This window comes from Chromobacterium sp. FG89 (genome assembly GCF_057808735.1).
Genome location: NZ_JBMDIQ010000007.1, coordinates 144,472 through 163,348 on the forward strand (window position 1 = coordinate 144,472; position 18,877 = coordinate 163,348).

At 63.8% G+C, this 18,877-nt stretch carries 22 protein-coding genes and 1 other RNA gene; 12 read left to right on the forward strand and 11 right to left on the reverse strand.

What is annotated here, in order from left to right:
- Window positions 1-113 precede the first annotated feature (113 nt).
- Window positions 114-1,286 carry an acetylornithine deacetylase gene (gene argE / locus ACODRW_RS09355; protein ID WP_107798826.1) on the reverse strand — a complete coding sequence of 391 codons (1,173 nt, stop codon included), beginning with the start codon at window positions 1,284-1,286 and terminating at the stop codon, window positions 114-116.
- A gap of 158 nt (window positions 1,287-1,444) precedes the next feature.
- Here argE and ffs point away from each other — a divergent pair.
- Both ffs and ACODRW_RS09365 read left to right on the forward strand, forming a co-directional pair.
- Window positions 1,445-1,543, forward strand: an RNA gene (ffs, locus tag ACODRW_RS09360) — signal recognition particle sRNA small type.
- Window positions 1,544-1,814: 271 nt separating this feature from the next.
- Window positions 1,815-2,138, forward strand: a complete 324-nt coding sequence (locus tag ACODRW_RS09365) for a helix-turn-helix domain-containing protein (protein WP_107798825.1) — start codon at window positions 1,815-1,817, stop codon at window positions 2,136-2,138.
- 125 nt (window positions 2,139-2,263) lie between these two features.
- Here the strand turns inward: ACODRW_RS09365 and ACODRW_RS09370 are convergent, their stop codons facing one another.
- A complete protein-coding gene (locus tag ACODRW_RS09370; protein ID WP_107798824.1) occupies window positions 2,264-2,713 on the reverse strand; it encodes a universal stress protein in 450 nt (149 codons plus the stop codon).
- Window positions 2,714-2,830: 117 nt separating this feature from the next.
- On the opposite strand from ACODRW_RS09370, the gene ACODRW_RS09375 reads away from it, so the two are divergent.
- The 4 genes from ACODRW_RS09375 to xerC all read left to right on the forward strand — a co-directional run bounded on the left by ACODRW_RS09375 (window position 2,831) and on the right by xerC (window position 5,500).
- Window positions 2,831-3,268: an acyl-CoA thioesterase gene (locus tag ACODRW_RS09375; protein ID WP_107798823.1), complete on the forward strand. Its 438-nt coding sequence runs from the start codon at window positions 2,831-2,833 to the stop codon at window positions 3,266-3,268.
- A gap of 12 nt (window positions 3,269-3,280) precedes the next feature.
- Window positions 3,281-3,694 carry a tellurite resistance TerB family protein gene (locus ACODRW_RS09380; protein ID WP_107798822.1) on the forward strand — a complete coding sequence of 138 codons (414 nt, stop codon included), beginning with the start codon at window positions 3,281-3,283 and terminating at the stop codon, window positions 3,692-3,694.
- A gap of 65 nt (window positions 3,695-3,759) precedes the next feature.
- Window positions 3,760-4,614, forward strand: a complete 855-nt coding sequence (locus ACODRW_RS09385) for an AAA family ATPase (RefSeq protein ID WP_107798821.1) — start codon at window positions 3,760-3,762, stop codon at window positions 4,612-4,614.
- A gap of 1 nt (window position 4,615) precedes the next feature.
- Window positions 4,616-5,500 carry a tyrosine recombinase XerC gene (gene xerC, locus ACODRW_RS09390; protein ID WP_107798820.1) on the forward strand — a complete coding sequence of 295 codons (885 nt, stop codon included), beginning with the start codon at window positions 4,616-4,618 and terminating at the stop codon, window positions 5,498-5,500.
- Between the two features lie 39 nt (window positions 5,501-5,539).
- Here the strand turns inward: xerC and ACODRW_RS09395 are convergent, their stop codons facing one another.
- The 3 genes from ACODRW_RS09395 to orn form a co-directional block, all read right to left on the reverse strand.
- On the reverse strand, window positions 5,540-6,028 hold the full coding sequence (locus ACODRW_RS09395) for a CinA family protein (protein ID WP_370646600.1): 489 nt from the start codon (window positions 6,026-6,028) through the stop codon (window positions 5,540-5,542).
- Window positions 6,029-6,050: 22 nt separating this feature from the next.
- Entirely contained in the window at window positions 6,051-7,700 is a 1,650-nt protein-coding gene (pgi, locus tag ACODRW_RS09400; protein WP_488905608.1) for a glucose-6-phosphate isomerase, read from the reverse strand.
- Window positions 7,701-7,928: 228 nt separating this feature from the next.
- A complete protein-coding gene (gene orn, locus ACODRW_RS09405) occupies window positions 7,929-8,474 on the reverse strand; it encodes an oligoribonuclease (RefSeq protein ID WP_107798817.1) in 546 nt (181 codons plus the stop codon).
- Between the two features lie 81 nt (window positions 8,475-8,555).
- Here orn and ACODRW_RS09410 point away from each other — a divergent pair, with 81 nt between their 5' ends.
- The 5 genes from ACODRW_RS09410 to ACODRW_RS09430 all read left to right on the forward strand — a co-directional run bounded on the left by ACODRW_RS09410 (window position 8,556) and on the right by ACODRW_RS09430 (window position 12,445).
- Window positions 8,556-9,800: a M48 family metallopeptidase gene (locus tag ACODRW_RS09410; RefSeq protein WP_488905609.1), complete on the forward strand. Its 1,245-nt coding sequence runs from the start codon at window positions 8,556-8,558 to the stop codon at window positions 9,798-9,800.
- 1 nt (window position 9,801) lies between these two features.
- Window positions 9,802-10,128 (forward strand): 4a-hydroxytetrahydrobiopterin dehydratase, encoded by a 327-nt coding sequence (locus ACODRW_RS09415; RefSeq protein ID WP_048415508.1) that lies wholly within the window; start codon window positions 9,802-9,804, stop codon window positions 10,126-10,128.
- Window positions 10,125-11,000, forward strand: a complete 876-nt coding sequence (gene rsgA, locus ACODRW_RS09420; RefSeq protein ID WP_227103405.1) for a ribosome small subunit-dependent GTPase A — start codon at window positions 10,125-10,127, stop codon at window positions 10,998-11,000. The genes ACODRW_RS09415 and rsgA overlap by 4 nt, the downstream gene beginning before the upstream one ends.
- A gap of 115 nt (window positions 11,001-11,115) precedes the next feature.
- Window positions 11,116-11,856: an acetoacetyl-CoA reductase gene (gene phbB, locus ACODRW_RS09425; RefSeq protein ID WP_474453587.1), complete on the forward strand. Its 741-nt coding sequence runs from the start codon at window positions 11,116-11,118 to the stop codon at window positions 11,854-11,856.
- A gap of 106 nt (window positions 11,857-11,962) precedes the next feature.
- Window positions 11,963-12,445, forward strand: coding sequence for a GAF domain-containing protein (locus ACODRW_RS09430; protein ID WP_253313612.1), 483 nt, complete (start codon window positions 11,963-11,965; stop codon window positions 12,443-12,445).
- A 99-nt stretch (window positions 12,446-12,544) separates the two neighbouring features.
- Here ACODRW_RS09430 and ACODRW_RS09435 read toward each other — a convergent pair whose 3' ends face one another.
- The 3 genes from ACODRW_RS09435 to ACODRW_RS09445 form a co-directional block, all read right to left on the reverse strand.
- A complete protein-coding gene (locus tag ACODRW_RS09435; protein ID WP_107798812.1) occupies window positions 12,545-12,781 on the reverse strand; it encodes a hypothetical protein in 237 nt (78 codons plus the stop codon).
- A gap of 98 nt (window positions 12,782-12,879) precedes the next feature.
- Window positions 12,880-13,947, reverse strand: a complete 1,068-nt coding sequence (locus tag ACODRW_RS09440; RefSeq protein ID WP_488905610.1) for a DNA-binding protein — start codon at window positions 13,945-13,947, stop codon at window positions 12,880-12,882.
- Window positions 13,948-14,118: 171 nt separating this feature from the next.
- On the reverse strand, window positions 14,119-14,787 hold the full coding sequence (locus ACODRW_RS09445) for a YiaD family glycine zipper/OmpA-like lipoprotein (RefSeq protein ID WP_488905611.1): 669 nt from the start codon (window positions 14,785-14,787) through the stop codon (window positions 14,119-14,121).
- A 214-nt stretch (window positions 14,788-15,001) separates the two neighbouring features.
- On the opposite strand from ACODRW_RS09445, the gene ACODRW_RS09450 reads away from it, so the two are divergent.
- Window positions 15,002-16,267 carry an Hsp70 family protein gene (locus ACODRW_RS09450; protein ID WP_488905612.1) on the forward strand — a complete coding sequence of 422 codons (1,266 nt, stop codon included), beginning with the start codon at window positions 15,002-15,004 and terminating at the stop codon, window positions 16,265-16,267.
- 92 nt (window positions 16,268-16,359) lie between these two features.
- Here the strand turns inward: ACODRW_RS09450 and ACODRW_RS09455 are convergent, their stop codons facing one another.
- From ACODRW_RS09455 to ACODRW_RS09465, 3 genes are all read right to left on the reverse strand, one after another.
- Window positions 16,360-16,719: a hypothetical protein gene (locus ACODRW_RS09455; protein ID WP_107798808.1), complete on the reverse strand. Its 360-nt coding sequence runs from the start codon at window positions 16,717-16,719 to the stop codon at window positions 16,360-16,362.
- A gap of 253 nt (window positions 16,720-16,972) precedes the next feature.
- A complete protein-coding gene (locus tag ACODRW_RS09460) occupies window positions 16,973-17,974 on the reverse strand; it encodes a hypothetical protein (RefSeq protein WP_235088418.1) in 1,002 nt (333 codons plus the stop codon).
- Between the two features lie 34 nt (window positions 17,975-18,008).
- Entirely contained in the window at window positions 18,009-18,737 is a 729-nt protein-coding gene (locus tag ACODRW_RS09465; protein ID WP_107801719.1) for a pseudouridine synthase, read from the reverse strand.
- Between the last annotated feature and the right edge of the window lie 140 nt (window positions 18,738-18,877).

An 18,877-nucleotide genomic window follows, 5' to 3' on the forward strand; every position in this document is an offset into this window, starting at 1 on the left:
ACGCCGCCATAAAACAAGCCCGCCTAAGGGATCCCCCCGGCGGGCAACTTGAGTGTTCGGCTTGTCGCCGGCAGCGATTTTGCGGCTATTCGGTCATCAGCGCAAAAAAATCTTCACGGTTTTTGCGTCAGCTCATCTCCCAGTCGCCGCAACCAGGCCGCGCACTGCTCCAGTTGATCGATGTCGATGTATTCGTCGGGCCGGTGCGCTTGTTCGATGTTGCCGGGCCCCAACACCACGCAAGCGATGCCGGCCTCGCTGAACAGGCCGGCCTCGGTGGTGTAGGCGACGCCCTTGCCGCCGTCGCAGCCGCACAAGCGCGCCACGGTGCGGCGCACCGCGCTGTCTTCAGACGATTCGAAGGCCGGGCTGTACACCACCCGTTCGATCTCGATCTGCGCCTCCGGCGCCACCTCGCGCATCTCCAGCAACAAGGTGGCGGCGTAGTCCCGGACGGAACTGACAAAACGCTCAGGCCCATCGCCCGGCAACCAGCGGCACTCGAACATGAATTCGCAATCCTTGGGCACGATATTGCAGGCGGTGCCGCCATGAATGGTGCCGGTCTGCAAGGTGGTGAACGGCACATCATATAAGGACTGACGATGGCCGAAGGACGCTTCGGCGTCGGCCAGCTTGCGGATATGGGTGATCAGCCGCGCGGCGAACTCGATGGCGTTGACGCCTTGCGGGGTGAGCGAGGAATGCGCGGCGCGGCCGCCCACCTTGCACAGGAAATGAGCGATGCCCTTGTGCGCGATCACCGGCTGCATGCTGGTGGGCTCGCCGACGATGCAGCCCGACACCTTGACCCCGTCCGCCGCCAGGCGATCTATCAGCCGGCCCACGCCCAGGCAGCCGACTTCCTCGTCGTAAGACAGGGCGATGCCTATGCCCTGCCTTAATTCTCCGCGCGCGGCCAACTCCGCGAACCAGGGCGCCAGCGACAGCACGCAGGCGATGAAGCCCTTCATATCGGCGGAGCCGCGGCCATACAAGCGCCCATCGCCCTTATCGGTCAGAACGAAGGGATCGCTGCTCCAGACCTGGCCGTCCACCGGCACCACGTCGCTATGGCCGGACAGCACCACCAGCGGCAGCTCCGGCGCGCCGATGCGGGCGAACAGATTGGCCTTGCTGCCCTCGTCGTTGAAGGTCAGCGTGGACTCCACGCCCAATTGCGACAGATAAGCGCGCGTCCACTCGATCAATTGCAGATTGGAATGCCGGCTGGTGGTGTCGAAGCGGATCAGTTCCGCCAACAGTTCTTGCGCCGATTGAACCATCACACACTCCCACGCTTGCCGCGGTATTAATATAGATGCCGCCCAGTCTGCCTGCGCGGCCGCGCTTCGGCAACCGACGCCGCGGCCGGCGTCGCGACAAAAACGCACGCCGAGCTTGGCAAAACGGCCGCTTGTCGTTAGAATGCGTCTTCTCTTGAGGCGGGTCTCCCCGCATTGCGCGATAGCGAACCTGGTCAGGTCCGGAAGGAAGCAGCCACAGTTATTTAGCGCAAGTGCCGGGGGTCAGGCTCGCCGCCCCTCCCCTTTTTTTCAGTCTCAAATGCCAAAACGCTTTACAAAAAAGCGACCACACAGTATCTTTTTGCGTCTCGACCTGCAAATCCCATTGTCCTTGACAATAAGAATCCACTAACATTGCAAAAAACGAAGTCGACTCTTAACGGAACTTCATGAACTTTTTTGCATCAGAATTATTCCTGATGGATTTTTTTTGCTATTTTTAGGGTGCAGGGCACGAAACCTAAAAAATATTAGAACCAATATTCTTTGATACTGAGAGGAACACTCATGAAACTGTTTGAAAAGATCCCCAACCCGCGTGAGATCCGCCGCAAGCTCGGCCTGAACCAGCAAGAATTCTGGAGCCGCATCGGCGTGACCCAGTCCGGCGGCTCCCGCTACGAAAGCGGCCGCAACATGCCCAAGCCGGTGCGCGAACTGTTGCGCCTGGTTCACGTCGAGCAGATCGACCTGTCCAAGGTTCGCCGCGAAGACTTCGAAATCGTCGAGTACCTGAAGGAAACCCACCCGGACCTGTACAAGAGTCTGCGCAAAGCGGTTCGCACCAAGCTGGAAGCCCAGGACGGCAGCGTGGAAGCCACCGCCGGCTGATCCCCTTCCGCGAGGAAAGCCAGCCCGCAGCGATGCCGGCTGGCTTTATTTTTGCCCGCGTGATTGTCCGACAAGCAACGGCGCGCCTCACTCCGTCCATGCAAGGCGCCCGCCATGCCATCAGCCTAGTCCCCCGGGTTGCGCACCAGCAACACCGGCACGTCCGCCAGTTTAAGCACGCCCTCCGCCACGCTGCCCATCAGCAAATGCATTAAGCCGCTCCAGCCATGGGTACCCATCACTATCAAATCGGCGCCCCAGACGCCGGCGTCGTCCACCAGCACCGCGGCGATTTTGTCGCCCCAGCTTTCCAGGATCTTGCAATCCGCCGTCACGCCCAGCTCCTTGGCCTTGGCCCCGGCCTGACCCAACACCTGCTCGCCCGCCTGCTTGATCGATTTCTGCAGCTCGGTCGCGTCCAGAAACTCGGTGCCGCCCCAGCCGAACTGGGCCAAATCCACCACATGCACCAACTTCAGGCTGGCGCCCACCTCCTTGGCCAGATGGCAAGCCTCGTGCAATGCCAGGTTGGAGGTTTCACTATCATCCACGGGTACGAATATGCGCTGATACATGACTCTGCTCCTTGTTGTATTTGCCTTACACTTGCAGTCTATCAAACCATGCCACTGCCCTGTTGACTCAGGTTAAGACAAACAACTCAGCCAAACCACTCGCCCAAAGCCCACATCATGCCCAGAATCCAGATTGTCCTGCCTGAGCGCTTCGCATTCGAAACCCGCGTCGACATCCGCATCGGAGACATCAACTACGCCGGCCACCTAGGCAACGACGCCGTGCTGAGACTGGCTCAGGAAGCGCGGCTGCGCTTTTTACAAAGTCTAGGCTATCCGCACGAACTCAGCATCGAGGGCCTGGGCGTCGTGGTGGCGGACACCGCCATCCTCTATCGCGCGGAGGCCTTTCACGGCGAGGTGCTGCGCTTCGCGCTGGCCGTGGACGACGTCGGCGCGCGCGGTTTCGATCTGCTCTATCAGGCAAGCAATGACAAAACCGGGAAAGAAGTGGCAAGATTGAAGACAGGCCTAGTCTTCTTCGACTACGTCAGCCGCAAGCCTGCCGCCATGCCCCCAGCGTTTCTGGAGCGGCTAGGCGTCACATCAGAATAAAGGAAAGGCGTCATGAGAAAATACGCACTCAATAGCCCGGAAGCACTGGCGCGCCTGCTGGCCATGTTTATGATCACGGATGGCAATATGGACCCGCGCGAGCTGGAGCTGCTGGAGAAACTCCACGTCTACGACCTGATCGGCCTGCCGCGCAAGCAGTTCACCAAGGTGCTGGTGGATTACTGCGACGACGTCTCCGACGAAGCCAACGACGACGGCACCATTCATTTGCTGGACGCGGAGCGCATCAACGGCCTGCTGGCCGAGGTGAGCGACCACCGCAAACGCATCCTGGCCTGCGTGCTGGCCATGGATATCAGCAAGTCAGACGGCACCATCAGCGAGCCGGAAATGGCCTTGCTGAGCCATATGATGAAAAGCTGGGGCATTTCGCTGGACGATCTGGAACGCGAATTCGCCCGTTAACCCCTTTCCGCGCCAAAGCAGCCGTCCGCGCGGCTGCTTTGGCCATTTTGAAGCCTCCCCCGCCCATGACGAGCAATACCCGATTTTCCGGCACCGACAACTACATCGCCACCGAAGACCTGATGATGGCGGTGAACGCCGCCATCACGCTGGAGCGCCCGCTCCTGATCAAGGGCGAACCCGGCACCGGCAAGACCATGCTGGCCGAGGAAGTGGCCCGCAGCCTGGGCCGAGAGCTGATTGTCTGGCCGATCAAGTCCACCACCAAGGCGCAGCACGGCCTGTACGAATACGACGCGGTGTCGCGACTGCGCGACTCGCAGCTGGGCGACGCCCGCGTGCACGACATCCGCAACTACATCGTCAAGGGCAAGCTGTGGCAGGCTTTCGACGCCGACGCCGCCCCGGTGCTGCTGATCGACGAAATCGACAAGGCCGACATCGAATTCCCCAACGATCTGCTGCGCGAACTGGACCAGATGGAGTTCTTCGTCCACGAAACCCAGGAGTTCGTGCGCGCCCGCCAGCGCCCCATCATCATCATCACCTCCAATAATGAAAAAGAGCTGCCGGACGCCTTCTTGCGCCGCTGCTTCTTCCATTACATTCGCTTCCCGGACCGGGACACCATGCAGGCCATCATCGACGCCCACTTCCCCGCCCTGCGCCAGCAACTGGTCAGCGAAGCGCTGGAGGTGTTCTTCTCCATACGCGAGCTGCCGGGCCTAAAGAAGAAACCCAGCACCTCGGAATTGCTGGACTGGCTGAAACTGCTGTCGGCGGAAAACATGGACGCCGCCGCGCTGAAGCAGCGCCATCAGGACAACGCCCCGCCGCCTCTGGCGGGCGCGCTGCTCAAGAGCGAACAGGATCTGCAATTGTTCGAGCGCCTGATGCAGATGGCCAGGCTGCGCCGCTGAAATGGACATCCTGGAGCGCTTCGCCGCCTCGCTGGCGCTGGCCGGCCGCAGCGGCCACACCGCCGCCGCCTACCTGCGCGATCTGGAACAACTGGCCGCCCTGCTGAGCCCCGCTCCGCTGGAGCGGGCCGAACACGCCCAGTTGCGCAGAATCCTGGCCAAGCTGCACGCGCAAGGCCTGCACAGCCGCAGCCTGGCGCGCAAGCTCTCCGCCTGGCGCCGCTTCTACCAATGGCTGCTGGACAACGGACAGCGCGGGGACGACCCCAGCCAGGGCCTGCGCGCGCCCAAACAGGACAAGCCGCTGCCCAAGGCCTTGCCGGTGGACAGCACCGCGGCCTTGCTGGACCGCATCGACGACAACGACGCGCTCTCCATACGCGACCGCGCGCTGTTCGAGCTGATGTATTCCTGCGGGCTGCGCCTGTCCGAAGCGGTGGGATTGAATCTGGAAGACCTGGACTTTTCCGACGATCTGCTGCGCATCCGCGGCAAGGGCGGCAAGGAACGCATTGCGCCGCTGGGCGCCGAGGCGCGCGCCTGCCTGCAACGCTGGCTGGCGCAACGCCAGGCGGCGCAGGAGGAGCGCGCGGTTTTCATCGCCCGCCACGGCGGACGGCTGGGCGGACGGCAAGTGGAAAAACGCCTGCGTGACTGGGCGATCAAGACCGGCGCGCAACAACACGTGCATCCGCATATGCTGCGCCACTCCTTCGCCTCTCACCTGCTGCAATCATCCGGGGACTTGCGCGCGGTGCAGGAACTGCTGGGGCACGCCAATCTGTCCAGCACCCAGATCTACACCGCGCTGGACTTCCAGCACCTGGCCAAGGTCTACGACGGCGCGCACCCGCGCGCGCGCAAAAAACCGGACAACAAAGACTAAAAGCCTGTTCAAAGCCCGCCGCGCTTCAGCGGGTGGACGCTAAGCCGCGCGGCTGCGCGCGGCCAACAGCTCGTCCAGACGCTGCAAGGCGCGGATCACGGTTTGCGCGCGCACCTGCGCGCGATCGCCGTCGAAGCGGCAGCTGAAAGCCTCGCTCCAGCCGTCAGGGCCGGCGATGCCGAACCAGACCAGCCCCACCGGCTTGGCCGCCGTGCCGCCGCCGGGGCCGGCGACGCCGGACACCGCCACGCTCCAATCCGCGCCGGACAACGCCTGCGCGCCGGCGGCCATCTGCCTCACCACCGCCTCGCTGACCGCGCCGTGCTCGCGCAAGGCGCCGTCCTCCACCCGCAGCAGACGCTGCTTGGCCTCATTGCTGTAAGTGACCACGCCGTAGCCGAACCAGGCGGAACTGCCGGCGATGTCGGTCAGCGCCGCGGCGATCATGCCGCCGGTGCAGGATTCGGCGGCGGCAACGCTCTCGCCCGCCGCCAGCAAACGCTCGCCCAGACGGCGAGCCAATTCCAGACTTTCTTGCATGGCCATCCTCTCAGCCTCGCCGCGCTTTGAAATGGCGGATCAAGCCGTTGGTGGAGCTGTCGTGCGCCAGCGCGTCGTCGCCGGCGGCCAGCTCCGGCAGAATGCGGCGCGCCAGTTGCTTGCCGTACTCCACCCCCCACTGATCGAAGGAGTTGATGCCCCAGATCACGCCCTGCACGAACACCTTGTGCTCGTACAGCGCCAGCAGCATGCCCACGCTGCGCGGACTCACCTCGTCCAGCGCCAGGGTGTTGGACGGCTGATTGCCCGGGAAGAGCTTCTGCGGCAACAGCATGTCCAGCTGCTCGCCCGGCAAATGCGCCAGCTCCCGCATCGCCTCGGCCTCGCTCTTGCCGCGCATCAAGGCTTCGGTCTGGGCCAGGCAGTTGGCCACCAGCACCTGGTGCTGGTCCGCCACCGGATAATGACTGCGCATCGGGATGATGAAGTCGCAAGGCACCAGTCGCGTGCCCTGATGCAGCAGCTGGAAAAAGGCGTGCTGACTATTGGCCCCCTCTTCGCCCCAGATCACCGGGCCGGTGTCGAAGTCCAGCGCCTCGCCGTAACGGCCGACGCGCTTGCCGTTGGACTCCATGTCCAATTGCTGCACATGGGCCGGCAGACGCCGCAAGCCGTGGTCGTAAGGCATGATGGCGTGGGTATGGGCGCGATAGAAGGTGTTGTACCAGACGCCGATCAGCGCCAGCAGCACCGGCATATTGGCGGCGAAGGGCGCGCTGAAGAAATGCCGGTCCATCGCGTGACCGCCGGCCAGGAACTCCTGGAAGCGGTCGAAGCCTATCGACAGCATCACCGGCAGGCCGATGGCCGACCACGTGGAGTAGCGGCCGCCCACCCAGTCCCAAAAGCCGAACATATGCGCCGGATCGATGCCGAAAGCCTGCACCGCCGGCTGATTGGTGGACACCGCGACGAAATGACGCGCGATATCGGCCTCGCTCCCCGCCTGCAAAAACCACTGACGCGCCGCCTGGGCGTTCAGCAGCGTCTCCGGCGTGGTGAAGGATTTGGACGCGATGATGAACAGGGTTTCGGCGGGGTCCAGCCGCTGCAGCGTGCCCGCGACGTGCGCGCCGTCCACATTGGAGACGAAATGCACGTCCAGCTCCGGCGACGCGTACGCGGCCAGCGCCTCTTTCACCATCAGCGGCCCCAGATCGGAACCGCCTATGCCCAGATTGACCACGTGACGGATGCGCCGGCCGCTGAAGCCTTTCCACTCGCCGCCGCGCACCTGTTCGCTGAAAGCGCGCATCCGCGCGAGCACCGCCTGCACCTCGGCCACCAGCTCGCAGCCGTCCAGCAGCAGGCTCTCGCCGGCCGGCAGCCGCAAGGCGGTGTGCAGCACCGCGCGGTCCTCGCTGACGTTGATGCGCTCGCCGCCGCGCATTTTCTCCATCCAGCCGGCCAGATCGGCCTCGCGCGCCAATTCGAACAACAGCTCCAGCGTGCGTTCGGTGATGCGGTTCTTGGAGTAGTCCAGCAACAGGCCGTCCAGCTCCAGCGAAAAGCGCTGGAAACGCTGCGGGTCGGCGTCGAACAACTCGCGCATATGCATGTGCCGGGTCGCGCGCTGATGCTGATGCAGCCGGGCCCAGACCCGGGTGGAATTAATGTCGGAACTGCGTTGCGAAGCCATATGGATTGCCGCTGGAATAAGTGTTCGCCAATAAAAAGGAGCAAGCTCCGCTGCGGAGCCGCTCCTGTGGGACAGTACCCCGCTTAAAACGTGTCTACGATCTCGCGAGCTAGAGCGGGACAAGGCGTTGCAGCTGAGAAAGCGGAATGTACTCGTGGCACATGCGCATTTCGAAGCGGCACTCGCCGTGCCACGTCTCACGACACGCGGCGGATCGTAAACAGGTTCTTAGAGCTTGAGGAAATGCTCACGGTAGTAACGCAACTCCTCGATGGACTCCAGGATGTCCGCCAGCGCCTCGTGCTTGCCGCGTTTGACCACGCCGCGCGCCACCTCCGGCTTCCAACGCTTGCACAACTCTTTCAGCGTAGACACATCCAGGTTGCGATAGTGGAAATACTCTTCCAGCTTGGGCATCCAGCGCACCATGAAACGACGATCCTGGTGGATGGTGTTGCCGCACATCGGCGTGATCCGCGGCGGCACGTGCAGAGCCATGAAATCCAGCAGGATTTGCTCGGCCTCGGCTTCGCCCAGCGTGGAGGCCTTGACCTTTTCGATCAGGCCGCTCTTGCCGTGGGTGTTCTTGTTCCAGTCGTCCATGCCGTCCAACACCTCGTCGGGCTGGTGGATCACCAACACCGGCGATTCCGCCACCACGTTCAGCTGGCTGTCGGTCACGATCATCGCCACTTCGATGATGCGGTCGGTCTCTGGATTCAGGCCCGTCATTTCCATGTCGAGCCAGATGAGGTTCATTTGATCTTGTGTCATACTTGCCAATCTTTGCAAAACCCTTCTATTTTCCTTCATTGCCGCGCTGGCGGCAAACCTGACAGCAGATAACGGACTCCGATGACCGAGGCATTCAGCTCTCTCTTCCTGGCCGCGCTGGCGGCCACACTCGCGCTAAAACTCTGGCTGGGCTGGCGCCACGCCCGCCACATCGCCCGCCACCGCGCGGAAGTGCCCGCCGCTTTTCGCGACGCCATCGCCTTGCAACAACATCAATTGGCCGCCGATTATTGCATCGCCAAGACCCGTTTCGGCCTGTTTTCCGCCGTGCTGGACAGCCTGGTGATCCTGGCGCTGACCTTTGGCGGCGTGCTGCAATGGCTGGCCGGCGCCGTGGCCGCCGCAGGCGTCTCGCCGCTGCCGTCCGGCCTGCTGCTGATCGTGGGCGTGGCGACGCTGACCGGCTGCGTCAGCTTTCCGCTCAGCCTGTACTCCACCTTTGGCATCGAGGCCCGCTTCGGCTTCAACAAGACCACGCCCAAGCTGTTCATCATCGACCAGATCAAGGGCCTGCTGCTGGGCGCCGTCATCGGCTTGCCGCTGGTGGCGCTAGTGCTGTGGCTGATGGACATTTCCGGCCCGCTGTGGTGGCTGTGGGTCTGGCTGGTCTGGACCGGCTTCCAGCTGCTGATGGTGGCGATCTACCCGACGCTGATCGCGCCGCTGTTCAATAAATTCACTCCGCTGGAAGACCTGGAGCTCAAGGCGCGCATCGAAGCGCTGCTGCAACGCGCCGGCTTCCAGAGCCAGGGCGTGTTCGTGATGGACGGCTCCCGCCGCTCCAGCCACGGCAACGCCTACTTCACCGGCTTTGGCGCCGGCAAGCGCATCGTGTTCTTCGACACCTTGCTGGGGCAATTGGACCACCAGGAAATCGAAGCGGTGCTGGCTCACGAGCTGGGCCATTTCAAGCGCCGCCACATCGTCAAGCGCATCGCGCTGGCCTTCGCGCTGTCGCTGGGCTTCCTCTTCTTGCTGGGGCAGCTGCTGGACGCGCCCTGGTTCTACGCCGGCCTGGGCGTTTCCACGCCCAGCACCGCGATGGCGCTGATCCTGTTCTTCACCGCGGTGCCGGCCTTCACCTTTCCGTTCACCCCGCTGTCCAGCAGCCTGTCGCGCCGCCACGAATACGAGGCCGACGACTTCGCCGCCAGCGAAACCGACGCCGGCAAACTGGTGTCCGCCCTGGTCAAACTTTATCGCGACAACGCGTCCACGCTGACGCCGGACCCGCTGCATTCCGCTTTTTACGACTCGCACCCGCCCGCCGCGCTGCGCATCAACCATCTACAAGGAAACCGCTGACATGAACCTGCTCGAACTGTCCTGCGAAGCCCAACACGGCGCCAGCCCGCTGGCCGCCAGCACCGTCAACCAATTGATGGGTTCCCTGCCCGGCTGGAACATCCGCGGCATCGAACTGACCAAGACCTTTCCCTTCGCCAACTTCCACGACACCATGGCCTTCGTCAACGCGCTGGCCTGGATCGCTCACCGCGAAGACCACCACCCGGATCTGTCGGTGCATTACAACCGCGTCGTCGTCAACTTCAGCACCCACGACGCCGGCGGCCTAACCCTGAACGACTTCATCTGCGCCGCCAAGACCGAAGCGCTGCTGGCCCGCCCATGACAGGTCAGACCGGACAAATCATCCGCAGCCACGGCCGCCGCTTCATCGTTGAATCCGACGGCCAGGTTTACGATTGCACCACCCGCGGCAAACGCGTCGATTTCGCCTGTGGCGACTGGGTGGACATCCTGGTGCAGAACAAGGAACAGGCCGTCATCGAGCGCTCGCAAGAGCGACGCAGCCTGCTCTACCGCCAGGACGACTGGAAAACCAAGGTCATCGCCGCCAATGTGACCCGCATCCTGTTCGTGATCGCCGCCGTGCCCAGCCCCAACGAAGAACTTCTGGGCCGCTGCCTGATCGCCGCGGAAGCCGGCGACATCGACCCCGTCATCGTGGTCAACAAGGCCGACCTGCCGGAAACCGAGGGCTTGCTGCGCAAGTTGGAGCTGTACCGCCAACTGGGCTACCAAGTGGTCACCCTGTCCGCCAAGCAGGACGTCGCGCCGCTGCTGCCCTTGCTGCAAGGCCAGACCAGCGTCTTCGTCGGCCAGTCCGGCATGGGCAAGTCCACGCTGACCAATGCGCTGCTGCCGGACGCCAACGCCCGCATCGGCGACATTTCCACCGCGCTGGACTCCGGCCGCCACACCACCACCCACGCCACGCTTTACCATCTGAACGCGGACAGTCATCTGATCGATTCCCCCGGCCTGCAGGAGTTTGGCCTCAAGCATTTGAAGGCCGCCGAACTAACCCGTTACTTCCCGGAAATACGCCCGTTGATTGGTCAATGCCGCTTCCACAATTGTTCGCACCGCGTGGAACCGAACTGTGCCATCATGACCGCATGTGAATCGGGCGCCATCGCCAAGTCCCGGCTCTCTTTGCTGCAACGTCTAACGGATGAACTTTCACCGTCCAAGCCGTGACGAAGGGTGTGCGTACTTTCCATTCACATACGCGGGTAATTCACTTATCCTAAAAAACTGAAAGTCGTATCGCATAAGCATATCCAGACAGACAGCCAAAAAAGGAGCCAGCACTATGACTAAGCGAATCGCACTCGTAACCGGCGGCATGGGCGGTATTGGCACCGCCATCTGCAAAGCCCTGGCGGAAAGCGGTCACATCGTAGTCACCACCTACAGCAAGCCCGGCCGCGAACAAGCCTGGCTCGCCGACATGAAGGGGCTGGGACTCAAGGATATCCACGCCTACCAATGCGACGTCACCGACACCGCAGCCTGCAAGGCACTGGCCGAAAAGGTGGCCAAAGACCTGGGGCCGGTGGACGTGCTGGTCAACAACGCCGGCATCACCCGCGACTGCAGTTTCAAGAAGCAGACCAAGGACGATTGGGACGCGGTGCTGCGCACCAATCTGGACTCCCTGTTCAATATGACCAAGCCGGTGGTGGACGGCATGGGCGACCGCGGCTTCGGCCGCATCATCAACATCTCCTCGATCAACGGTCAGAAGGGGCAGTTCGGCCAGACCAACTACTCCGCCGCCAAGGCCGGCATGCACGGCTTCACCATGGCCCTGGCGCAGGAAGTGGCGCGCAAGGGCGTGACCGTCAACACCATTTCGCCCGGCTATATCGCCACCGATATGGTGATGGCGGTGGCGGAGGAGACGCGCGACAAGATCGTGGCGCAGATTCCGGTGGGCCGCCTGGGCAAGCCCGAGGAAATCGCCGCCCTGGTCGCCTTCCTCGCCTCCGAACAAGCCGGCTTCATCACCGGCGCCAACGTGGCGATGAACGGCGGTCAACACATGATGTAAACGGGCCCCGGCCCGCCGCGCGACGCCGCCCCGCCGGGCGGCGTTTTCTTTTGCCCGCCCGCTGTGTATGCTGTCGCTTTCCCAAGCCACACCCCGACGACACCCCATGGCAGAACAGCTGATCATCCACGGCGCCGACAAACAAGAGCGCTATCAAACCCTATTGCCGCAGGCGCTGGCGCTGATTGAGTCCGAGACCGATCAGATCGCCGCGCTGGCCAATCTCTGCGCCGCCTTGCACAGCAGCTTCGACTGGCTGTGGACCGGCTTCTACCTGGTCAAGGACAAGCAACTGGTGCTTGGCCCCTTCCAGGGCCCGATCGCCTGCACTCGCATCCCGTTTGGCAAAGGGGTGTGCGGCAGCGCCTGGCAGGCCGAAAAAACCTTGGTGGTGGAAGATGTCGACGCTTTCCCCGGCCATATCGCCTGCTCCTCCAGCGCCCGTTCGGAAATCGTGGTGCCCGTCCGCAACGCCGCCGGCGAAGTGGTCGCGGTGCTGGATGTGGACTCCAGCGAACCGGCCAGCTTCGACGCGGTGGACGCCGAATATCTGGAGCGCATCGCCGCGGGGCTGGCCCGCTTGTTCTGAGAAAGCCCGCAAACCGGCCTCAAGAGCTTTCGAGGCCGCCGCGGCCATGAAAAAAGCGCGCCCTTTGGCGCGCTTTTCATTGCCGGCCCTTGCCGCCGGCTACGACTGCAAATGCATAGGGTCTCGCCCCTCGCGGGATCTCGACCACGCGCGCCCCGCCAGCTCCAGAACCCAGAACACGGCCAGACCGGACAGAATGGACAGATTCTTGCCCGCGGCCATCGCCAGCAAACCCTGCCAGAAAGAGCCGCCGTCCGCCCAGCACAAGCCGCACCACACGAACAAGGCCAGCAGGGAGATCAGCGCCGGCGCGCGATAATATTCGACGAAAGTCATATTGCCTCCAATCAAGACAATCCTCACGTCAAACTAGCAAAGCCGGCTTCCGCCGGCATCGTGGCAAGCACTTAGTAGAAACACGCGCCCGGAGCGCGCTAGCCCAGCAGGGGCAATTGCAGTTGCCGCCCCAGCCATTCGCGCAAGCCGGCCTCGTCCAGCGCCAACAGCTCCTGGCGCGAACCGGCCAGAACCTCGACCAAACGCGCCAGCTGCCGCTCGGCGCCCAGATTCACCTCGCCGGCCAGCCGGCTGTTCTCGCTGGCCATATCCAGCAAGCGCGCCGAAGTCTGCTCCAACTGCACCGCCTGCCGCAACGCATCCTGCTCCAAGGCGGCGTTGCGCCCTTCCAGCCACTCCAGCCTCGCTTCCAAACGGCCGTTGTCTCGCTCGCGCTCCGCTAGACGGTCGCGCCACTCGCCCTCCAGCCGCGTCCGCTCGCGCCGGCTTTGTTGCAAAGCCTCTTCCTGGCGCGCCTGCGCCTGCTGCATCGCCCGACGCTCCTCTTCCATCTGTTCGTAGAGCCGCAGCCGCAAACCTTCCAGCCGCTCATAGGCCAGCGCCTCGCGCCGCGCGGCTTCCTCCCGCGCCTCCTGCACTTTCAGCTCGGCGCGCTCTTCCAGTTCCTGCTGACGTTGCTCCGCCTGACGCCTAAGCTCGGACAGCTCTTTCCTGGACTGCTCCAGCCTCGACTCCTGCTCCAGCTGCGCCCGCTCCAGCATCTGGCGCCGGGTTTCCTCGCCCTGCAAGCGTCCTTCCAAGTCCGCCAGCCTCGCGGCGCGCAACTCCAGCTCGCGCAAGGCGGACTGCAACTCGGCCTGGCGCGCCGCCAGGCCGGCTTCCAGCTCGCGGGTCTCCGCCGCGGCCTGGGCCACCGCGGTTTCCGCGTCCTGACGCAAAGACTCCAGCCGCCCGTCCGCCTCGTCGCAGGCCCGCTGCCACACTTGTTCAAAGACTTCGGCCAGGCCGGCCGGCCAATCCGGCCGCCGCGACGACACCGCCACCCGCGACAGAAACTCCTGCCGCCACTCTTTCAAGGTGTTGTTGATCGTGGTGTTGGAGCCCGCGCCTATCCTGGCCCTCACCTCCATCACCGTCGGCCATACGCCTTCGCCCACCAGCTCGAACGCCGCCTGCCGGATGCGCGAATAAATATCTGTCGCCATGCCTGAAAATGCCCGTTTGTCGTGGCCGACATTCTAGCAAAGCGTCGCTTTAAAATATATTACGTATTACATTTAAAATTTAACAGACAGCCTGCGCATGCCTCGGCCGGAAAACACAAAGGGCGGCGCGCCGTTTACGGCGCCCGCCCCGCATCGCTCCGTCCGCCCGCGTCAACCGCGCGCAGCTTCGCCCACGAAGATTTCCACCCGCCGGTTCTTCGCCCGCCCAGAGGCGCTGGCGTTGCTCGCCACCGGCTCATGCGAGCCGCGGCCGGCGATGCTGATCCGCCCCTCCGCCACGCCGCGCGCGGTCAGATAGTCGCGCGTGGCGCGGGCGCGGTTCAGCGACAGCGGGTCATTGACCGCATTGGAACCGGTGTTGTCGGTATGGCCGACGATCTTCACCGTGGTCACCGGGTTCTGGTTCAAGGTGGTGGCGAAACGGTCCAGAATCGGCCGCAGATTGGGCTTGATGTCGTAGCGGCCCACGTCAAAAGACACATCGCTGGGGATGTCCAGCTTCAGCTGATTGTCCGCGGTCTGGCTGACGCTGACGCCCGAACCCTTGGTCGCCTGCTCCATCGCCGCCTTCTGCTCCTGCATGTGCTTAGACCACAAATAGCCGCCACCGGCGCCCAGCGCCGCGCCCAGGGCCGCGCCGGTGGCGGCGCTGCGACCGGGGTTGCCGCCGGCGGTCAGGCCGCCCAGCACCGCGCCGGCCACCGCGCCAATCGCCGCGCCGGTACCGGTGTCTTTCTGGGTTTCGGACATGTTCGCGCAGCCGGACAGGCCGCCGCTCCCCAGCGCCAATGCAACAAACATCACGATCAGTTTATTCATGCCTGGATCCTTTCCATTCAGTCCATTACCCGCCCCGGCTCCTGCGGGACGCGCTTTCAGCATATACCCATTGCGTTGCGGCCACCGCGCGCCCCGGCCAAAAGACAGGCGCGGCTGAAACCTCCAAAGCGACAAAACGCTTGATTCGCTTGCCAAAGCCTTCCCTTGCCGCGCCAATCCGCGTACCATCGCGCCTCGCTTTACGGGAGGGAATATGAACACGCAGACTACGGCCCGCGCCTGCGGCATTGACTTTGGCACATCCAACTCCACCGTGGGGTGGCTGCGCCCGAACCAAGCCACTCTATTGACGCTGGAGGACGGCAAGATCACCTTGCCCTCGGTGGTTTTCTTCAATTACGAGGAAGATCATTCCGTGTTCGGCCGGCTGGCGCTGCAGGAGTACATGGAAGGCTATGAAGGCCGGCTGATGCGCTCGCTGAAAAGCCTGCTGGGCTCCAACCTGATCGACAGCCAAACCGAAGTGCAAGGCAAGGCCCTGCCTTTCCGCCACCTGCTCAGCCTGTTCATCCAGGAAGTGAAGCTGCGCGCCGACCGCGCCGCCGAGCGCCCGTTCGAACAAGTGGTGCTGGGCCGCCCGGTGCACTTTGTCGACGACAACCCCAAGGCCGACGCCGAAGCCGAGACCACGCTGGGCGAGATCGCGCGCCAGGTCGGCTTCAAGGACGTGTCCTTCCAGTTCGAACCCATCGCCGCCGCCTTCGACTACGAAGCCCGGCTGGAGCGCGAAGAGCTGGTGCTGATCGTCGACATCGGCGGCGGCACCTCGGACTTCACCCTGATCCGCCTGGCGCCCGAGCGCCACCGCCTGGACGAGCGCCTCGACGACATTCTCGCCACCGGCGGCGTCCACATTGGCGGCACGGACTTCGACAAGCAATTGAGCCTGCACGGCGTGATGCCCCTGTTCGGTTTCAAGAGCCGGCTGCGCAACAACGCGGAGATGCCGTCCAGCCAGTACTTCAACCTGGCCACCTGGCACACCATCAACTTCGCCTACACCCGCAAGGCCTGGATGGACCTGCAGGACGTGCACCGCGACGCGGCGCAGCCGCAGGTGCTGGACCGCCTGTTCCGCCTGATCCAGGACCGCGCCGGCCACCGACTGGCGATGCAGGTGGAAGCCGCCAAGATCGCGCTGTCGGACGAGGCGCAGCACCGGCTGGACCTGGGGCATATCGAGGCCGGCCTGCATTGCGAGTTGAGCCGCGATCAATTCAATCACAGCATAGACGCGATGCTGGGCCAGATCGGCGCCACGGTGCGCCAATTGCTGACCGACGCCTGCGCACAGGCCGACGACATCGACACCGTCTTCTTCACCGGCGGCTCCAGCGGCGTGCCGGCGCTGCGCGACAGCATCAAGCGCCTGCTGCCCCAGGCCCGCCATGTGGAAGGCGACCTCTTCGGCAGCATCGGCAGCGGCCTGGCGATCGAGGCCGCCAAACGCTACGGTTAAGACACGATTCGCGCCCGGCCCGCCGGACCCGGAAACGCCAAAGGCCGAGCATGCTTGCTCGGCCTTTTCGCTTATTCGCACGGCGGCGGTGCTTACGCGCCGGAACCGCCGTTAGTCTTCTTGCCCTTGCGCCGCGCCTCCGGCGGCAGATCGAACTCGAACAACTGCGCGGTGCGCCCGGTCTGCGATTGACAGGCTATCATCAGCGCGCGGTTGATCGCCTCCTTCTTGCTGACGCCCCACCACTCTATCATTTTATCCAGCGACTTCTGCGCGTCCCGGCTCAGCTCCACCGTCACCGACAGCTCCTGCAGGCGGCTGCGGCGCAGTTCGCGGCTGCGCCGCTTGCGCTCGGCCACCGTCATCGCGCGTTCGCCCAGGGGCTTGCGTCCCGGCTTTTTGCGGACGCCGCCAATCAGATCGAAGGTGTAGTGATCGCAAGGATCTTTCATGGCTTGAGTGACGGGTCACGGTCGTTGCTGAAGAGGGGCGCAAGGATAGCACAAAACAAGCCCTGGCGGGCGTTTCACGCATTCCCGGCGCAAAATATCCCATTGCGATGCGGCGGGCGCAAAAAAACCCCGGCCTGGTGCCGGGGCAGACTCAATCAGCCGCCCTGAAGGCTGATCGAAAGCGACTATACAGTTCCAGCATAGCCCTTGTTTCGGCTTTGCACAGCCCGCTTTGGCGTAGTCGGGCCCCGTCTCAGTCGCTGCCGAATTCCCGCTCCAGTTCCGCCAGCGCCTGGCGCGTCACCCGCACCGGCATCAAGGCGCGGCGCAAAGGCTGGGCCTGCCCCAGCACCAGCTCCTCGAACTCCAGTTCGGTGGCGTCCTCGCCCGGCGCGTCCTGCTTGATCCCCATGCGGTTCAGGTACAAGGTCCGCCATTCCAGCCGAAAATATTCGGCCGGATGCTCCAGCACATGGCGCACCGTCTCCAGCAAGCCCTCAAGGCTCAGCGCGCCGCGCGCCTCGCGCAATTGGGGCTCGATCTCGGCCATGCGCCGCTGCACCCCTTCGCAGGTATCGGGCAAGGGCGAACCGTCCGAGGAGCCGTCCACCACGGTGCCGGCCTCGCAACGCAGCACGCTCAAGCGCAATTGCAGCCGCGACATCTCATTGTCCAAGGTCTGGCGCAACTGCTCCAGCAGGCTCAGCCGCCGCGCGATCACCGTGACCAGCATTTCCTCGCTGCGCCGCGCGCTGCTCTCAAGCAGCAGCTCGCGCGACGCGCAGGGCATGGCCAGCCTATGACCGTCAAAGCTCACCACCTGCTGCGGCACTTCGCGGCGCAGCTCCCCGCCCTCCATCGCCACGCCCAGGCGGCCGGTTTCGCTGCGCGCCATCGACAACAAGGCCCAGGCCTCGTCGCCCTGGCTGGCGGACAGGAAGAAATTGCGCAAGGCTTCGCTCTGCCGCAGGCAGGACAAAAGGCTGGCCGGCCCGGAAAACAGCAAGCCCAGCCGCGGGTCCTGCGCAAAGCCGCGCAAGGACAGCGCCAGCGGCTCCGGCATTCGGCTGGGCAACTCGGCCAGATAGGCCTGGGTGACGCGCATGCCCGGGGCCAGCGCGTCCAGATAGCCGGGAGACAGGCGCAAACGCTTGTCCGTGCCGTCGACCAGGCTCTCTATCGCCTGCGTCAACTCCCGCTGCTGCTGCCGGCTTTCGGCATCCAGCCCCCATCTTTGCAACAAGCGCCCTAACATGCGTCCCCCACTGACAACCGGCCGTCCGGCCGGATCAAAACGATTCGTCGTCGCGCAGATAGCGCCATTGGCCGGTGGGCAGATTGCCCAGCTTGACCTTGCCGATGCGAATCCGCTTCAGGCCCACCACGCGCAAGCCCACCAGTTCGCACATGCGGCGGATCTGGCGTTTCTTGCCCTCGCGCAGCACAAAACGCAACTGATCCTCGTTTTGCCAAGCCACGGTGGCAGGCAGCAATTTTTTACCATCCAGCTCCAGACCGTGATTGAGCAGACTCAAACCTTCGTCGGAAAGTTCGCCCTCCACCCGCACCAGGTACTCCTTGTCCACACTGGAATGCTCGCCGATGATCTGCTTGGCCACCCGGCCGTCCTGGGTCAGGATCAACAGGCCCACCGAATCGATGTCCAGGCGGCCGGCCGGCGCCAGCCCTCTCAGATGCTGCGCAGAAAACCGGCGGCGGCTCTTGTCCTCCGCCCACTGGTTTTCCGGCTTGACCAACACCACCGCCGGCTCGTAGCCGTCCTCGGCCTGGCCGGACACATAACCCATGGGCTTGTTCAGCAGGATGGTGACGCGCGAGGCTTGAGCGTCCTGCGCCTTCTTGTCCACTTCGATCAGATTGTGCGGCAGCACTTTCTGCCCGAGGACGGCCACCTCGCCGTCCACTTTCACCCACCCTTGTTCGATATAGCTATCGGCCTCGCGGCGCGAGCACAAACCCAACTCGGCCATGCGTTTCGACAGGCGCACTGGTTCCATCATTTCGTTCCGTAATAAAAAAAGCGGCTTGCGCCCGCTGCGGCGCCCGCTCCGTCTCCATCTTCCAAGACAGACGCTCGGGCCACCCGCAACCACCGGCAAGTCCGCTGTTGCATTCCCGCTATTGTAGGGGATGCCAC

Bases quoted from the DNA above. Each gene is read 5' to 3' on its own strand.
- ACODRW_RS09465 (WP_107801719.1), bottom strand. From the start codon at position 18,737: ATGGAACCAGTGCGCCTGTCGAAACGCATGGCCGAGTTGGGTTTGTGC.
- ACODRW_RS09370 (WP_107798824.1), bottom strand. From the start codon at position 2,713: ATGTATCAGCGCATATTCGTACCCGTGGATGATAGTGAAACCTCCAAC.
- ACODRW_RS09455 (WP_107798808.1), bottom strand. From the start codon at position 16,719: ATGAAAGATCCTTGCGATCACTACACCTTCGATCTGATTGGCGGCGTC.
- xerC (WP_107798820.1), top strand. From the start codon at position 4,616: ATGGACATCCTGGAGCGCTTCGCCGCCTCGCTGGCGCTGGCCGGCCGC.
- ACODRW_RS09450 (WP_488905612.1), top strand. From the start codon at position 15,002: ATGAACACGCAGACTACGGCCCGCGCCTGCGGCATTGACTTTGGCACA.
- ACODRW_RS09385 (WP_107798821.1), top strand. From the start codon at position 3,760: ATGACGAGCAATACCCGATTTTCCGGCACCGACAACTACATCGCCACC.
- rsgA (WP_227103405.1), top strand. From the start codon at position 10,125: ATGACAGGTCAGACCGGACAAATCATCCGCAGCCACGGCCGCCGCTTC.
- ACODRW_RS09375 (WP_107798823.1), top strand. From the start codon at position 2,831: ATGCCCAGAATCCAGATTGTCCTGCCTGAGCGCTTCGCATTCGAAACC.
- ACODRW_RS09415 (WP_048415508.1), top strand. From the start codon at position 9,802: ATGAACCTGCTCGAACTGTCCTGCGAAGCCCAACACGGCGCCAGCCCG.
- ACODRW_RS09410 (WP_488905609.1), top strand. From the start codon at position 8,556: ATGACCGAGGCATTCAGCTCTCTCTTCCTGGCCGCGCTGGCGGCCACA.
- ACODRW_RS09430 (WP_253313612.1), top strand. From the start codon at position 11,963: ATGGCAGAACAGCTGATCATCCACGGCGCCGACAAACAAGAGCGCTAT.
- ACODRW_RS09435 (WP_107798812.1), bottom strand. From the start codon at position 12,781: ATGACTTTCGTCGAATATTATCGCGCGCCGGCGCTGATCTCCCTGCTG.
- ACODRW_RS09460 (WP_235088418.1), bottom strand. From the start codon at position 17,974: ATGTTAGGGCGCTTGTTGCAAAGATGGGGGCTGGATGCCGAAAGCCGG.
- ACODRW_RS09445 (WP_488905611.1), bottom strand. From the start codon at position 14,787: ATGAATAAACTGATCGTGATGTTTGTTGCATTGGCGCTGGGGAGCGGC.
- orn (WP_107798817.1), bottom strand. From the start codon at position 8,474: ATGACACAAGATCAAATGAACCTCATCTGGCTCGACATGGAAATGACG.
- pgi (WP_488905608.1), bottom strand. From the start codon at position 7,700: ATGGCTTCGCAACGCAGTTCCGACATTAATTCCACCCGGGTCTGGGCC.
- argE (WP_107798826.1), bottom strand. From the start codon at position 1,286: ATGGTTCAATCGGCGCAAGAACTGTTGGCGGAACTGATCCGCTTCGAC.
- ACODRW_RS09380 (WP_107798822.1), top strand. From the start codon at position 3,281: ATGAGAAAATACGCACTCAATAGCCCGGAAGCACTGGCGCGCCTGCTG.
- phbB (WP_474453587.1), top strand. From the start codon at position 11,116: ATGACTAAGCGAATCGCACTCGTAACCGGCGGCATGGGCGGTATTGGC.
- ACODRW_RS09440 (WP_488905610.1), bottom strand. From the start codon at position 13,947: ATGGCGACAGATATTTATTCGCGCATCCGGCAGGCGGCGTTCGAGCTG.
- ACODRW_RS09365 (WP_107798825.1), top strand. From the start codon at position 1,815: ATGAAACTGTTTGAAAAGATCCCCAACCCGCGTGAGATCCGCCGCAAG.